Genomic DNA, 15,423 nt, shown 5'->3' on the forward strand with positions numbered 1-15,423 from the left:
GGCCGGCATCGCCCGGACCGAGACGCCACAGGATACGGACGAGACGGCAGACGTGTTGTCGGGGCTTGCTGGCAGCGTCGAGGACACAGCGCCCGAGGATACCAGCGACGATATCCTGTCGGGCATCACCCGCGTGATGGACACCGAAGCCAAAGACACGACCGACGCCGTCCTGTCTGGCATCGCACCTGCGACAGAGGTAGAAACCTTCGACACGGTCAGCACGCAGGACATATTGTCCGCCCTCGACCATGTGGCGGATGTGCCTGACGCGGACAATCTTGACGATATCCTGTCCAGCCTGGAAACGGCGGCACCGGATGCGCCCGTGGCTGATGACATCGACGATGTGCTATCGGGGATCGCGCCGACACCCGAAGCCGAGGTGGACGACGACACGCTGGACATACTTGCAGGTCTTCCCGAAACCATGGGCCACCAGCCGGACGCGCCCACCTCCGACGATATCCTTGCAGTGATCGACACGGCGGATGTGGCGGACCCTGCACCTGCGATGGATGATCTTGACGACCTGCTGGCCGATCTGGGCAGCTCGACCGCAGAGACATCCACGGACGGCGATGAGACAGCATCGACACAGCCAGAGACAGATGACCTCGATGCGCTCTTCGCCGAACTGAACGAGACTTCGGACGTCGGCACCGAGGCTGAAATGCCCGAAGTCTTAGACGATCCGCTGGTCGACATTGAAACGCCTGCACCAGAGCAGCCCGATACCGAGGCAACTGCAGGGCTTGACGATCTGGACGACCTGCTGGCCGATCTGGATGGTCCCACGGTTTCTGCGGAGCCTCAGGATACACCCGAAGACGCCGATATGTCGCCGCCAGAGGCAGATGACTTCGATGCGCTCTTCGCCGATCTGGAGGACACTTCGGACGCGGGCAGCAAACCTGCCACGGTGGACGGCCTGGATGATCTGCTGGCGGATTTCGAGACGCCAGAGCCTGCGCAGACCGACCCGCAAGAACCCGACGATCTGGACGCCATGCTGGCCGATCTGGACGGGGGCGCTGCACCTACCGACAGCCCACCGCCGCAATCGCCGTTTGGCACGATCAGCGCGGCGCGGCCTGAACGCGAAGCCTTGAACCGGACAAAGTTCAGGATGGCACTCTTTGGTGATTTCTCAGGGCGTGCGGCGCGCGGTGCGATCGAAACCGGCGCTGCGCTTGCTACGCGTCCAGCCGTCGTTCTGGATCTCGATACGCTGGACGAGGTGATCGCGCGCTTTGCCACCACGCTGACCCTGCCCATTGGCAAGAATGGCAGCGGTGTTTCGCTAGAGCTGTCCGAAATCGACGATCTGCACCCGGATGAGATTTACGACAAGCTGGGGATATTTGCCGAGATCGCAGGTCTGCGCCAGCAACTTGGCATTGGGTCGATGGCCGAAAAGGCAACCGAACGGCTGAAACAATGGTCCGAGGCCTACCGCACGCCGATCCGTCTGCCCAAGCGGTCGGGGGCCACCTCGATCCCGGCGCATGTGAAGCTGAGCGATTTCCAGTCGCTGATCGGTGACACTTCGGGCAGATTGTCCGAACCGGGACCGGCGGATGATTTGATCGCCCAGATCGTCGGCCCGCATATCGTAAAGGCGTCCGATGCCGGGGCCGCAGCGCTTGCCGATGCGACGGATCAGGCGCTGAGCACGGCGATGCGGCTGGTGCTGCATCACCCAGACTTTCAGGCGGTCGAGGCGCAGTGGCGCTCGCTTGATCTGCTGGCGCGGCGGATCGAGACGGGCAGCGATCTGGAGATCGTGCTCTATGATGTCTCTGCCGAGGAACTTGCCGTTGACCTTGCCGCCTCCGAGGATCTGGCGGAGAGCGGGTTCTTTCGGTTGCTTACGGATGTGCTTGACCCCGAGGACGGCGCGGGCGGGTTTTCGGCGGTACTGGGGCTTTACACCTTCGAGGAAACACCGACCCATGCAGAACTGCTGGCCCGGATCGGTCAGGTGGCGGCCCATGTGGACGCGCCTTTCGTGACGGCCATGACCCCGGCCTATCTGGATGTCGCCAAGGAGGACCGCCATCCGTTGACCGCAAAAAGCTGGGACAGGCTGCGTGCCCGGCCCGAGGCGGCCTATCTGGGTCTGGCATCGCCCCGGTTCCTGCTGCGTCGACCCTATGGTGCAAGGTCCGAACCCATTGACGCATTCACCTTCGAAGAGTTCAGCCACGGCGAGGGGCTGAAAGGCATGCTGTGGGCAAACCCAGCGGTTTTGGTGGCTATCTTGCTGGCCGCAACGTACAAGAAAGACGGTGCCGCGCTGGATTTGGGCAGCGTGATGTCGCTTGGGGATATCCCGTTCCACTACGTCATGGACAGGTTTGGCGACCAGGTGGCGCTTCCTTGTACCGAGCGGAACCTGACGACGGACCCGGTGCAGCACACCCTTGGGCGCGGCTTCATGCCCGTGATCTGGCTGAAGGGACGCGATGAAATCCGGCTGGGATCGTTCCGCGCCTTGGGGGGTGAAGAGATCGCGGGCCCCTGGTCGGGAGAAGCACCGGCACCGCGCAAGGCCCCCGATACACCGGCGGGCGACATAGAGATGGAGCTGCCCGTCGCGGACCCGGCAGCACAGGCCGCGCTTGACGATTTGCTTGCGGGGTTCGACGATATCGAAACCGACGACGAGAATGACACCGGCGACGACGGTGACATGGACCCGGAACTTGCCGCCTTGCTGGAGGGATTGTGATGAATGCGCTGACTGGAAAACCCGAACCCGAACCCGAAGAGCCGCCGATCATCATCATGGGGATCGCGCGCAAGTCGTATTACCTGTTGAAGGGCGACGCCCATCTGGATCAGATTTTGCTGGCCGATGGCACGTATCCCACGCCGATCCTCTGCGTTTATTTCGAGGACATCTTCGACACCAAGCGCGTGTTGGGCGACCAGTTCAATCTGGGCGCACTGTGGGGCATTCACCCCGACATCATCCACCGGCTGCGCGAGACCCAAAGTCTGATAGAAACAGAAGCATAGCGCCCCGTTTCGGGCCAGGGACGAATGACATGGCAAACACAGAGATCGACCTTGAAAACCGGCTTGTCTGGATGGAGGGGGACTATACTTGCAAACCGGTCAACCTCAAGAACGCGCGGGTGGTCGAGGGGCTGAGCTTTCTGACCGAAACGACGGTCGAATTCGTGTCATCCAACGTCGAGCTTGATCTGCAGGATATGCTGGGCAAGACTATCCATCTGGGTCTGAAGGACGACAAGGACGAGCCTCGGTTTTTTACCGGCACCTGCACGGCGGTCGAATATGTGGGCGTCTATCAGGGGATGATGCATTTCGTGGCCGAGGTCAGGCCGTGGTTGTGGTTCCTGACCCGCAGCTATGAAAGCCGGGTCTTTCAGGACAAGACCGTGCCCGAAATCATCAAGGCGGTTCTGGATGAATACGGGTTCACCGGCCAGATCAACAAACTGACCGAGACCTACGACAAACGCGTCTATTGCGTGCAGTATGATGAAACCGATTTCGATTTCATCAGCCGGTTGATGGAAGAGGAAGGGATCTATTATTTCTTCGTGCAGTCCGGTGCGAACAACAAGGAACTGAAGATGGTGCTGGCCGACGGCATCTCGGCCCACAAGCCCAATACATCGGGGCCTGCCTTGGACTTCTACTTCAAAGAGGCAGAGTATCGCCGCAAATCGGACCACATCTTTGACTGGGCGCACAACACAAGGCTGACCACCGGAAAGGTCACCCTGAAAGACTATGACTTTGAGAAGCCGCGCGCCGATCTGCAGGCGGTCTCGTCTATCGAAAAGGGCAAGCACGGGCACAAGAAATACGAAAACTACCGTTACCCCGGTCACATGCGGCTGGGCAACCAGCCTGCCAATTTCGCCAAGGTGCGGATGCAGGCGGAAGCCGTGCAACACAAGCTGGCGCGCGGGGCAGGCAATGTGCGCACCTTGGGGGTGGGTCAGACCTTCAAGCTGAAGGGCCATACGCGCACCAGCGTCAACATCGAGTATCTCGTGGTCCGCGCCGAACACCGTTTGCAGATCGAAACCGACTACGAGGACCATGAGACCAAGAAACCCCTGTTCGACGCCACCATTCCGGTCGACGAGGACAACAAGGATACATACCGGATCACCTTCGACGTCATCCCGAAGTCCGAGCCGTTTCGCGCCCCGCAGGAAACCCGCTGGCCGCGTGTCGCGGGCATGCAGACCGCCGTGGTCACCGGCCCGAAGGGCGATGAAATCCATACGGACAAGTATGGTCGCATCAAGGTGCAGTTCCATTGGGACAGGGAAGGCAAGAAAGACGAAAACACGACCTGCTGGGTGCGCTGCGTGATGCCATGGACGGGCAAGAACTGGGGGATGATCTCTATTCCGCGCATCGGGCAGGAAGTCGCGATCCAGTTCGAGGAAGGCGACCCGGACAGGCCGATCTGCACGGGCATGCTGTACAATGCCGACACCATGCCGCCCTATGAACTGCCCGCCAACGAGACGCAAAGCGGGATCGTCACACGCTCGACCAAGGAAGGCAGCGCGCAGACCTTCAACGAGCTGATCTTCGAGGACAAGAAGGATGCGGAGTTCGTCCGGTTCCAGTCCGAGCGGGATTATTTCCAGACGATTAAGAACAACGCCACGGTGACGATCGGCCTTGAGCACAAGGATGACGGCGACCTGACCCAGACGATCCACCGCCACAAGACCGAAACACTTAAAACCGGGGATCACACGTTCAAGGTCGAGACGGGCAATCAGGAGGTCTTTATCAAGACCGACCACACCGAGACGATCGAGGGCAAGGCGACGCAGACGATCACCGGCGACACCATGCAGCAGGTCAAGACCGGCAATTTCGTGCAGGACATCGACACCGGTAATCTGACCCGAAAAGTGGCCAAGGGCAACGAGGCCGTGACGGTCAGCATGGGGGACTACAGTCTCAAGACCGCGTTGGGGTCGATCAAGGAAGAGGCGATGCAGGAAATCGAATTGAAAGTGGGTGCCAGCTCGATCAAGATCGATCAGACGGGCGTTACCATAAAGGGCATGATGATCAAGATCGAAGGCACCGCGACTGTGGAAGCCAAGTCGCCCATGACGACCGTCAAGGGGGATGCGACACTGATCCTCAAGGGCGGGATCACGATGATCAATTGAGGGCGCTTTGATGACGGAACGGTTTTCAGATCTGAAGAAGGTGCCGCGCGAACCCGCGATGCGTCTGCTTGCGGCCAAGCGGATCAAGCTGGCGACGCCGCTCAAGGCGCCCGCCAACGCCCCGGTCGAGACGGTGCTGGAAGAGTTGGGCGCACAACAGGCCTGGGTGTGCATATTGCGGATGCTGTCGGCGGCCCTGCCGGAGCGTGAAGCGGTCTGGTGGGCCTGCCTTGCCGCGCGCGATATCTGCGGCGATGGCCCGCTTACCCCCTCACTCAAGGCGGCGGAGGCATGGGTGTTCGAGCCCAATGACGCCAATCGCGAGAAGGTGCAGATCGCGATCGATACCGCTGACGCCGACGACGACACCGTACTGGCTGCAACTGCCGCCCTTTATGCGCCAGGCAGTCTGGGCATCGGCGATCTGGCGCAAATGGCAGCCCCGCCGGGGGCCGTCGCAGCCTGCGCGTTCGGCATGAACATGACCACGCTTGGCAGTGCCGCAGACCCCATGCTGCAAATGCAACTGATCATCGACCGCGCGGTCAGTGTGGCCCGCGGCGGCAACGGCAAGGTGGACAAGATTACCGAACCCCCGGCCCCCGAACCTATTGCAGTCGAAGGAGACCTCTGATGCCCGGCCCCCCGCAAGCCCGTGTTGGCGACACGCATATCGGCGCGTGCACGCTGGGCGCGCCCATGCCGATCCTGCCTCCCTGCGCGCTGACCGTTCTGGTCGCCAAACGGCCCGCTGCGCGGGTTACAGACATCGTGATGGGGGCCACGGCCACGCCTGCGGGTCCAGTTCCCACGCCGCATCCGCTGGCCAAGGGATCAATGACCGTACTGATCCAGAAGCTGCCAGCGATCCGTATCGGCGACATGTGCGGCATGGGGGGTGTCGTCAACTTGGGTGAATTCACCGTTTTCACAGGAGGATAACCGACAGATGGCGGTTTTGCTGAAATTTCAGTCTACAGGCAGCATCCCCGGCAATGGCGATCCAGTTGCCATGCGCGGACCCAGCCTGACCGTCGGGCGCGGAGACGAAAACGATCTGGTGTTGCCGGACCCGGACCGTGTTCTGTCCAAGCGGCATTGCGCAATCGAGGATCACAATGGCAATGTCGTCGTCGTGGACATCTCGACCAACGGCACCTTTCTCAACTACGGCAAACTGCCGCTGGGCGCGACGCCGACACCTTTGAACGATGGCGATATCCTGTCGGTCGGCCCCTATGAGATTTTGGTGAACATCGTCACCGCAGGGTCCGACAGCCGGATCGCTGAGCCGGTCGAGGACGGTCCCGTATCGCACGGGCTGGCGGACAGCGCGCCCAGCGTTGACGATTTGCTGGATGCCCCCGGCGATGGCGGCGATTTCCTCGACGATCTTCTGGGCGGGCGCGAAGGTCTGGTTGGCCCCGGCAGTGTTGACCGTCGAGAGGACGATGACGACGATCTGTTGCCCCCCTTGGGTGACGACGACCTTTTGCCACCGGCGTCCGATCCCTATGCGGGGCAGGGGGCCAGTTCGGCGCGCCACAACCCGTCGTCGCAGGACAGTTTCAGCGCCCCCCGGCACAGCACCGGCCCTGCGGCGATCCCCGACGACTGGGATGACGATTTTCTGGCGCCGTCTTCGGCCAAGGACGACGCACAGGATCAACCGCCGCCGACGCGGTCGGGCGACGAAGATGACCCTTTCGCAGACCTGCTTGAAGACGGGGCCCATGACACCCCGGCGTTCCTGCCCGACGACATTGGCCCCGAGGCCCCAGACGAAGTTGCAGATACGCCACCACTGCAGCCCACCGTACAGAAGGAAGATCCGGCACCGTCCGTGACCCAGCCCTTGTCTGCACCCACTCCTGAGCCTGCCGCCACCACATCTACACCCACGCACACACCAGGCGACAGTGCCGCCGCCCGCGCTTTCCTCAAGTCGCTGGGAGCGGAAGAGATGCAATTGAACGATGCCGATCTTACCCCGACCCTGTCGCGCATGGGCCATGTCCTGCGTCTGATGATCGAAGGGCTGCGCGAGATCCTGATGACGCGCACCTCGATCAAGTCAGAGTTTCGTATCGAGCAGACGATGATCCAGGCGGGTGGCAACAACCCGTTGAAATTCTCGATCAGCCCTGAACAGGCGATCGAGGCGCTGGTCAAGCCGAAGTCCAAGGGATACCTCGACGCAACCGAGGCGACGACGCAGGCCCTGCAGGACATCAAGGCGCACGAGGTGGCGATGATCACCGGGATGGAGGCAGCACTCAAGGGTATCCTGACCCGGCTTGATCCCAAGGTGCTGGAGGACAAGATCGCCGTCTCGGGCGGGTTCTCCAACCTGCTGAAAAGCCGCAAGGCACGCTATTGGGAGATCTACGAGAATATGTATGCCGAGATATCGGACCAGGCCGAAAACGATTTCCACGAGCTTTTCGCCAAGGAATTCGCCCGCGCCTACAAGGCGCAGCTGGATAAACTGAAATGATCAAAGAACTGATAAGGAACGCCGTCTGATGTCGTGGGAAAGCAAGGTACTCTGGACCGAAGGGCTGTTCTTGCAGCCGCACCACTTTCAGCAGGCGGACCGTTATACCGAAAGCCTCGTGTCGGGGCTGGCCCGACGGGTGTCGCCCTATGCCTGGGGTGTCAGCCAGCTGGACATCGACGAAGAGGTGCTGAAGGTCGGGCAGTTCGCGATCAAGTCGTGTTCGGGGCTGACGCAGGATGGCACAGTCTTTCGCGCGCCCGCCTTCGAGGATCATCCACCCGCTCTGGACGTGCCCGACAACATCAAGGATTGCGTGGTCTATCTGACGGTGCCGCAACGCAGGCAAGGCGCGCAGGAGGTCGACATGACCGGCGCGGAGCTGTCGGCGGCGCGGCTGCGCCCAGCAGAGCTTGAGATCACCGATGTGACCTCGACCGGCAAGAAGGCGGTGACCATGGGCGTAGGCAAGCTGCGTTTGCAGTTCGCCCTGGGTGTCGATGACCTGGCCGACCGGCTGTGCATTCCCATCGCCAAGATTATCGAGGTGAAACCAGATCAGGAGATCGTGCTGGATAAGTCGTTCATTCCGTCCTGTCTGGATCTGCGCGCGGCGGGGCCTCTGGCCGATTTTGTGCGTGAACTCGACGGGCTGCTGGGGCACCGCACGACTGCGCTTGCCGGTCGGCTGAGCGACGGCGGCGGCACCAAGGGCGTGGCGGAGATTTCGGATTTCCTGTTGTTGATGTGCGTCAACCGGATGCGGCCCGTCATTCACCACATGGCACAGATCGAGAACCTGCATCCTGAGCGTCTGTACGAGACCTGCCTGGCGCTGGCCGGAGAGCTTTCGACGTTCATGGCCGTCGAAAAAACGACGCCGAAGTTTCCGGCCTATAAGCACGACGACCTGACCGCCACGTTCAAGCCGGTGATCAAAGCGCTGCGACAGTACCTGTCTTCGGTGCTGGAGCAGACCGCGATTTCCATTCCGCTTGATCCGCGGAAATACGGTATCAGCGTCGGCGTCATCAGCGACCGCAAGCTGTTGTCCACGGCGGGCTTCGTGCTGGCGGTCAAGGCCGACATCGCGGCCGAGAACATTCGCCGCCACTTTCACAACCAGGCCAAAATCGGCCCGGTCGAGGAAATCCGCCAATTGGTGAACTCGGCGCTGCCGGGGATTCCGCTGCGCCCGTTGCCGGTGGCACCGCGCCAGATCCCCTATCACGCAGGCGTGGTGTATTTTGAACTGGACGGAGACAGCCCGCATTGGGGTAAGATGTCGACATCGGGCGGGATCGCGGTTCATGTATCGGGGGATTTTCCGGGACTGAACATGGAACTGTGGGCGATCCGGCAGGGATGACCGCAAAAAGGGAAGCGCCGAGACATGTCTGACAACGACCCCTTTGCAGAACCGGACGATGCCGACCGGACGGTGATCAAGCCGAACCCAGGCGGGCGGCGTCCCGCTGCCGTGGCTCCCCAGGTACAGCCGCAAGCCACCCCGGAGGTGGCGCAGACACCCAGCGGTCAGGCGACCGGTATTCCCGCCGGAAAGGGCGGCACAACCGAGCCCTCGATGGATCAGGGCATGACCGGTATGAACCGGATCAATGCCGCAGCTGCCACGCTGTTCAGCCTTGTCAGCCGTATCCGCAACCGTGCGCAGCACATGGACCCCGAAAAGCTGCGCCGATCCGTCGTCGCCGAAGTGCGCGGATTCGAGACTCGCGCGCTGCAGGGCGGCGTCGATGCGCAGGACGTCAAGATTGCCCGCTACGCGATCTGCGCCACGCTTGACGACGTGGTGCTGAACACGCCCTGGGGCGGGCAGTCGATCTGGGCGCAGCAGTCGATGGTGGGCACGTTCCACAAGGAAACCGTCGGTGGCGACCGGTTCTATGACCTGCTCGCACGGCTGGAGAAGGAACCCGGCAAGAACATCGAGTTGCTGGAATTTCTCTATATGTGCCTTGCCCTGGGTTTCGAGGGGCGGCTGCGGGTCGAACAGCAAGGCTCGGACAAGCATCTGCAAATTCGCGCGGGTCTGGCCCGGATCATTCGCGGACAGCGCGGCAGTATCGAAAAGGATCTGTCGCCGCACTGGAAGGGCGTCGAGCAGCCGCACAAGGTGCTGTCGCTGTGGAAACCGGTCTGGATCACGTCTGCAACCGTCGCCGTTGCGCTGACGGTCACCTTCATGACGCTGAGCTGGCTCTTGAACCGTTCGACCGACCGGGTGCTGGGGCAGCTGTCGGTGCTGGACACAGGGCAGGTGGCGGAACTGTTCCGCCGCGCACCGCCTCCGCCGCCGCCACCCCCGCCCAACGACGGACAGATCGAACGGGTCAAGGGTTTCCTTGAGGCCGAGATAAAGGAAGGCATCGTCGAGGTGTTTCAGGACCAGTCCACCATCACCGTGCGGCTGACCGGCTCTGGCATGTTCGGCTCTGGCTCGGATCAGTTGCAACCGTCTTTCGACACGCCGCTGTCGCGCGTCGCCTCTGCGCTGAACGACGCCGAGGGGCCGATCATCATCGTTGGTCATTCGGACAATGTGCCGATCAAGTCGTCGCGCTTTCCGACCAACATGCACCTGTCGCTGGCACGCGCCGAAAGCGTGATGCGCACCCTGTCCACGCAGATCGACGACATGGCTCGCCTGAAGGCCGAAGGCCATGCCGACAAGAACCCGATTGCCGATAACGGCACCTCGGAGGGTCGCGCCAAGAACCGACGTATCGAAGTTGTCCTGATCAGGAAATCCACATGATTTACATCCGCCGCATGTTCCATCTGCTTGGATCGGCCATTTCGATCGTGGTGCTGGTGTCGCTCGCCTTCAGCCTGATGATCTGGTTTCTGGGGCCGATCCTGAGCTTTGGGGAAAGCGCCCCGTTCCTGTCGGTGTTTGCGCGGCTGATCACCATCGGGATCATCGTGTTTCTGGGACTGTTCACCATCCTGCTGATCCTGCTGGGCCGCGCGCGCAAAGCCCGCAAGATGGAGGAGGATATCGTCGAATCCGCCGCCGAAGCCGAGAACGAGGATGACGAACTGGTCAAGGCCGAGTTGGGCGAGCTGAAAGGCAAGCTGCGGGAGGCGATCACCGCCCTGCGCAAATCCAAGATGGGCCGCAAGTCGCTGTATCATCTGCCGTGGTATGTGATGATTGGACCGCCCGGCGCTGGCAAGACCACGGCCATCGTGAATTCCGGGCTGCAATTCCCGCTGGCCGACACGTTGGGCAAACAGGCCGTCGGCGGTGTCGGTGGCACTCGGAACTGCGACTGGTGGTTCACCAACAACGCGGTGCTGATCGACACCGCCGGGCGCTACACGACGCAGGACAGCGTGGCCGAAGAGGACAACGCCGGCTGGAACGGTTTCCTGCGGCTGCTGAAGAAACACCGCAAGCGGCAGCCGATCAACGGGGCAATCGTCGCCATCTCGCTGTCAGACCTCAGTCTGCAGGACGAGGAAACCCAGAAAAGTCACGCCGCCGCGATCCGCAGGCGACTGCACGAGTTGCGCGAGAAACTGGGCGTGCGCTTTCCGGTCTATGTGCTGTTCACCAAGTCGGACCTGATCGCGGGCTTTTCCGAGTTCTTCGATCATCTGGGCAAGGAAGAGCGCGAGCAGGTCTGGGGCTTTACCCTGCCCATTCCCAAGAAGACCAAGGCCGAAGTGTCGCCTGTCGCGGCCTTTGATGACGAATTTGGTCAGTTGGTGGCGCAGCTTAACGCGCAGTCGCTGGAACGGATGCAGCAGGAAACCGACCACCAGCGTCGCGCGCTGGTCGCCAGCTTTACCTCGCAGGTGGCCTCGGTGCGGGCCACCGCCAAATCGTTCCTGGAAGAAGTGTTTCAGGACAACCGCTTTGAAAAACGTCATCTGCTGCGCGGCATCTATTTCACGTCCGGTACGCAGGAAGGCACACCAATCGACCGGCTGATGATGGGCATGGCGCGCACCTTCGGGATCGGCAGACAGGCCATCGGCACCGGGCGCGGCACCGGGCGCAGTTTTTTCCTGACCCGCCTGTTCGAAGGCGTGATTTTCCCCGAAGCGGGGCTGGTGTCGGCGGATGACAAGGTCGAACGCCGCTATCGCTGGACCAAACGCGCCGCAATTGCCGCCGCCCTTGTCGGCGGCATCGGTCTGTCCGCGCTTTGGGTGCGCAGCTATCTGGGCAACACCGACCTGATTGCCCAGACCAGCACGTCGATCGAGGATTACCGCGCAGCAGTGTCGCAGGTGCCGGGCAGCCCGATCGAGGATTCCGATCTGGTCAGCGTCGTGCCCGCGCTCAACGTGCTGCGCGACATGCCCACCAACCCTGCGGTGGTCGATCCGGCCCCGGCGCGCGCGCTGACCTATGGGCTTTATCAGGGCAAGATCATCGGCAACCAGGCGGCGCAAAGCTACCGCGCGGCGCTGAACGAGCATTTCCTGCCCCGTCTGCTGCTGCGTCTGGAAGACCAGATGCAGGCCAACATGAACAACCCCGATTTCCTCTATGAGGTGCTCAAGATCTATCTGATGTTGGGCCAGCAGGGGCCGATGAACCAGGAACTGGTCAAGGAATGGATGGCGCTTGACTGGTCCGTCGCGTTCGAGGGCCCCGGCCGCGAAGCATTGCGCGACGATCTGACGGTGCATCTTGCCGCCTTGCTTGACAATCCGATGGACGAGATCAGCCTGAACGGGCCGCTGGTCGAACAGATTCAGGGGCTTTTGTCCGAGATGCCGCTGGCGCAGCGGGTCTATAACGGGATTATCAATTCACCTCGGGCCAAGGAGTTGGCGGACTGGCGGCTGACGGATGTGGGCGGACCTGCGATCAGCCGCGTGATCGTGCGCTCCTCGGGCAAGCCGCTGAACGAAGGGGTCGAGGGGATCTTTACTTATGACGGCTTCAACACGGTCTTTTTGGATGAAGCGCTTGGCGTGACCCAGCGTATCCAGAGCGAAAGCTGGGTGCTGGGTCCGCGCGGCGAAAGCGAACAATCGGAAACCGCCCTGATTGCCATGAGCCGCGATGTCCTCGACCTCTATTACAACGACTACATTACACGCTATGACCAGATCCTCGGCGATATCGACATCATCCCGATGGAGAGCCTCAGCCATGCGGTTGAGGTAACCAACGTCCTGTCGGGGCCGACGTCACCACTGGTCAACATCCTCAACGCGATTTCGGACGAGACTAAGCTGACCGAGGAACGCAGCGCTGACAACGCCTCTGCGCTTTCGGCGGGGGTGTCCGAAATCGGCGAGATCGAATTGCAATCCTCGCTGTCGAGCCGCAGCCAACTGTTCCTGCAAGCGCTGCGCAGCAACGTGCAGACCGAGCAGGGACCGCCGCCCAAGCAACCCGGCGCCTATGTCGAGGACCGCTTTGACTGGCTGCACCAGCTGGTCGAAGAGCAGAACGGTCAACCCTCGCAACTGGCCGAGCTGACCGGGCGGCTGACGGAGGTCTATCAGGAGCTCAACAAACTCAGCTTTGCGGGCGGTGTCGGCGCGGCCTCGGGCGAGGCGACAGCCATCGTGCGCTTTCAGGAACTGGCCAATCGTCTGCCGGGACCGATCCAGCGCTGGTCGACCCAAATCACCAGCGGCTCGTCTGGGATCACGGCGGACGGCACGCGCGCATCCATCAACGCCAAGTGGCAGTCGCAGGTGCTGCCCTTCTGCACGCAGGCGCTGTCCAATCGCTACCCCTTCGACCGGCAGGCCAAGGCAGATGTGGCGATCGCCGACTTTGCCAAGCTTTTCGCGCCGAACGGCATGATCGACGGATTCTTTAACGAAAACCTGCGCGAATATGTCGACACGCGCGCGCGACCTTGGGCGTGGAAAAAGGTGAATGACGCGGATCTGGGGATATCCCCTGCCGTCCTGCAGCAGTTTCAGCACGCCACCGAAATCCGCGATGCCTTCTTCACCGGAGGCGATCAGCCGTCAGTCAAATTCCAGATGACGCCCGAGGCGCTGGACCCAGCCGCACAGGAGGTCACGCTTGACATCGACGGGCAGGAGATCGTCTTTGCTCACAACAATGCGCCCAAGCCCGTGGCGATCACCTGGCCGGGTTCCGTCGGCTCGGCGCGGGTGATCTTTCAGCCGGTGGTCAACAACACCTCGAACGCGATGACCCGCGATGGCCCATGGGCCTGGTTCCGCCTGCTCAGCGCCGCAGAGATCAGACGCACCAACGTCTCGGATCGCAACCGCGTGATCTTTAACGTGGGCGGGCGCATCTCGATCTTCCAGCTTCAGTCCGGATCGGTGCTGAACCCCTTTGCCCTGCCAGCACTGGGCCAGTTCAGCTGCCCGAGTTCGTTCTGATGGGGCAAGGCTTTGGCGCCTTCGGCAAGATCCCCGGCATGGGGGATTTCTTGCGGCTTGATCTTCCGGCGTCGTTTCTGGCCGCCTGGGACGACTGGCTGCAACACAGCATCGTGGCAGCGCGCGACACGCTCGGGCAGGGGTGGGATGCGGCTTACATGTCCGCCCCGATCTGGCGGTTCACCCTGCCCGCGCAAGCGGCGGGGCCTGCGGCGGTGTCGGGCATCATGATGCCATCGGTGGACCGGGTCGGGCGACAATACCCGCTGACGCTGGCCTGCACGCATGACGCTGCGGGCACAGCACTGGTGCATTTCGCCAACCGCACGGTTTTCGAGGCGCTGGAAGATATCGCGCTGGCGGCACTGGAGGACGATTTCAACCGCGAGAGCCTGACCGCAGCGCTGAAGACCGTCACCTTGATCCAGCCCGCCGCCGCAACACTGAACGGCCCGCCATACGTAACCGCCCTGCCAGCCGCGCAGATCATCGCCGCCGACGCGATCCGCCGCAGGCACGGTGACAGCGCGCTCTGGTCGGCCTGTCTTGATGGCGATCACCGGCTGATGGCGGTCCCCGGCCTGCCGACCGGGGCCGAGCTGACCGCAATGTTCGACCTGTCGGCGCCGTTCTGGCACGCGGGTGGCCAGGTGGCGGTATCCGCATGACCCATATCCGCTATTCCGCCACCACCCACGTCGGCCACAAACGGAAAGTAAACGAGGACAGCATCCTGACCCTGCCGGATCAGCGGCTATGGGCAGTATCGGACGGCATGGGCGGACACGAGGCGGGTGATTTCGCCTCGCAGGTCGTGGTGGACAGAATTGCGATGATCGACCCTGACCTGCCCTCGGGCGAGTTGATCCGCGCCCTGCGCGAGGCGATCACAGGGGCCCATGACGCAATCCGCGCCGAAGCGGACGCACGTGGCAAGGGCACGATCGGGGCCACGGTCGTGACGCTGGCCGTCGCGGACAATCACTTTGCGGCGTTCTGGGCGGGTGACAGCCGCCTCTACCGTTTGCAAAACAAACGGATCGAAATGCTGACCACCGATCACTCGATGGTCGCGGCCTTCGTGCTGGCAGGGCAGATGACCTGGGACGAGGCGGAACAGCATCCGCAGTCCAACGCCATCACCCGCGCGGTGGGCGTGGGCGAAACGCTGGAACTGGATAAGGTGCGCGGTGAGATCCTGCCCGGCGATCGGTTCCTGCTGTGCTCTGACGGGCTGACGAAATATGCGACTTTCGACACTCTGGAGCGTGTCCTGTCGCGCGAACCCATCGAGACGGTGGCAGATACGTTGCAACAGATCGCGCTGGATGGCGGCGGGGCAGACAATATCTCGATCATCGTGATCGACGCGCTTTAGGC

The 15,423-nt window shown here is 62.1% G+C and carries 11 protein-coding genes; all 11 read left to right on the forward strand.

Features of this window, described 5'->3' with window-relative positions; translation table 11 throughout:
• Positions 1-136 precede the first annotated feature (136 nt).
• Entirely contained in the window at positions 137-2,734 is a 2,598-nt protein-coding gene (locus tag NTA49_RS17305; RefSeq protein WP_408637148.1) for a type VI secretion system contractile sheath domain-containing protein, read from the forward strand.
• On the forward strand, positions 2,734-3,024 hold the full coding sequence (locus NTA49_RS12515; RefSeq protein ID WP_258295131.1) for a hypothetical protein: 291 nt from the start codon (positions 2,734-2,736) through the stop codon (positions 3,022-3,024). Before NTA49_RS17305 ends, NTA49_RS12515 begins: the two co-directional genes overlap by 1 nt.
• A gap of 29 nt (positions 3,025-3,053) precedes the next feature.
• Positions 3,054-5,186, forward strand: a complete 2,133-nt coding sequence (locus NTA49_RS12520; RefSeq protein ID WP_258295132.1) for a type VI secretion system Vgr family protein — start codon at positions 3,054-3,056, stop codon at positions 5,184-5,186.
• Between the two features lie 10 nt (positions 5,187-5,196).
• Positions 5,197-5,820 (forward strand): DUF6931 family protein, encoded by a 624-nt coding sequence (locus NTA49_RS12525; RefSeq protein WP_258295133.1) that lies wholly within the window; start codon positions 5,197-5,199, stop codon positions 5,818-5,820.
• Positions 5,820-6,128, forward strand: coding sequence for a PAAR domain-containing protein (locus NTA49_RS12530; protein WP_258295134.1), 309 nt, complete (start codon positions 5,820-5,822; stop codon positions 6,126-6,128). Before NTA49_RS12525 ends, NTA49_RS12530 begins: the two co-directional genes overlap by 1 nt.
• Positions 6,129-6,198: 70 nt before the next feature.
• Positions 6,199-7,683, forward strand: coding sequence for a type VI secretion system-associated FHA domain protein TagH (gene tagH / locus NTA49_RS12535; RefSeq protein WP_258295135.1), 1,485 nt, complete (start codon positions 6,199-6,201; stop codon positions 7,681-7,683).
• 28 nt (positions 7,684-7,711) lie between these two features.
• Entirely contained in the window at positions 7,712-9,052 is a 1,341-nt protein-coding gene (gene tssK, locus NTA49_RS12540; protein ID WP_258295136.1) for a type VI secretion system baseplate subunit TssK, read from the forward strand.
• Between the two features lie 24 nt (positions 9,053-9,076).
• Complete coding sequence (gene tssL, locus NTA49_RS12545) at positions 9,077-10,462, forward strand: type VI secretion system protein TssL, long form (protein WP_258295137.1); 1,386 nt, start codon at positions 9,077-9,079, stop codon at positions 10,460-10,462.
• Complete coding sequence (gene tssM / locus NTA49_RS12550) at positions 10,459-14,043, forward strand: type VI secretion system membrane subunit TssM (protein ID WP_258295138.1); 3,585 nt, start codon at positions 10,459-10,461, stop codon at positions 14,041-14,043. The genes tssL and tssM overlap by 4 nt, the downstream gene beginning before the upstream one ends.
• The gene (gene tagF / locus NTA49_RS12555) at positions 14,043-14,711 is read left to right on the forward strand and encodes a type VI secretion system-associated protein TagF (RefSeq protein WP_258295139.1); all 669 of its coding nucleotides are present in this window, start codon (positions 14,043-14,045) and stop codon (positions 14,709-14,711) included. Before tssM ends, tagF begins: the two co-directional genes overlap by 1 nt.
• The gene (locus tag NTA49_RS12560) at positions 14,708-15,421 is read left to right on the forward strand and encodes a PP2C family protein-serine/threonine phosphatase (RefSeq protein WP_258295140.1); all 714 of its coding nucleotides are present in this window, start codon (positions 14,708-14,710) and stop codon (positions 15,419-15,421) included. Before tagF ends, NTA49_RS12560 begins: the two co-directional genes overlap by 4 nt.
• The last annotated feature ends 2 nt before the right edge of the window (positions 15,422-15,423 follow it).

The organism is Pseudosulfitobacter koreensis (assembly GCF_024733015.1).
Classification (GTDB): domain Bacteria; phylum Pseudomonadota; class Alphaproteobacteria; order Rhodobacterales; family Rhodobacteraceae; genus Pseudosulfitobacter; species Pseudosulfitobacter koreensis.

What these genes read in the sequence shown, in the direction of transcription:
- NTA49_RS17305 (WP_408637148.1), top strand. Translation starts at nt 137, where the DNA reads ATGGACACCGAAGCCAAAGACACGACCGACGCCGTCCTGTCTGGCATC.
- NTA49_RS12515 (WP_258295131.1), top strand. Translation starts at nt 2,734, where the DNA reads ATGAATGCGCTGACTGGAAAACCCGAACCCGAACCCGAAGAGCCGCCG.
- NTA49_RS12520 (WP_258295132.1), top strand. Translation starts at nt 3,054, where the DNA reads ATGGCAAACACAGAGATCGACCTTGAAAACCGGCTTGTCTGGATGGAG.
- NTA49_RS12525 (WP_258295133.1), top strand. Translation starts at nt 5,197, where the DNA reads ATGACGGAACGGTTTTCAGATCTGAAGAAGGTGCCGCGCGAACCCGCG.
- NTA49_RS12530 (WP_258295134.1), top strand. Translation starts at nt 5,820, where the DNA reads ATGCCCGGCCCCCCGCAAGCCCGTGTTGGCGACACGCATATCGGCGCG.
- tagH (WP_258295135.1), top strand. Translation starts at nt 6,199, where the DNA reads ATGCGCGGACCCAGCCTGACCGTCGGGCGCGGAGACGAAAACGATCTG.
- tssK (WP_258295136.1), top strand. Translation starts at nt 7,712, where the DNA reads ATGTCGTGGGAAAGCAAGGTACTCTGGACCGAAGGGCTGTTCTTGCAG.
- tssL (WP_258295137.1), top strand. Translation starts at nt 9,077, where the DNA reads ATGTCTGACAACGACCCCTTTGCAGAACCGGACGATGCCGACCGGACG.
- tssM (WP_258295138.1), top strand. Translation starts at nt 10,459, where the DNA reads ATGATTTACATCCGCCGCATGTTCCATCTGCTTGGATCGGCCATTTCG.
- tagF (WP_258295139.1), top strand. Translation starts at nt 14,043, where the DNA reads ATGGGGCAAGGCTTTGGCGCCTTCGGCAAGATCCCCGGCATGGGGGAT.
- NTA49_RS12560 (WP_258295140.1), top strand. Translation starts at nt 14,708, where the DNA reads ATGACCCATATCCGCTATTCCGCCACCACCCACGTCGGCCACAAACGG.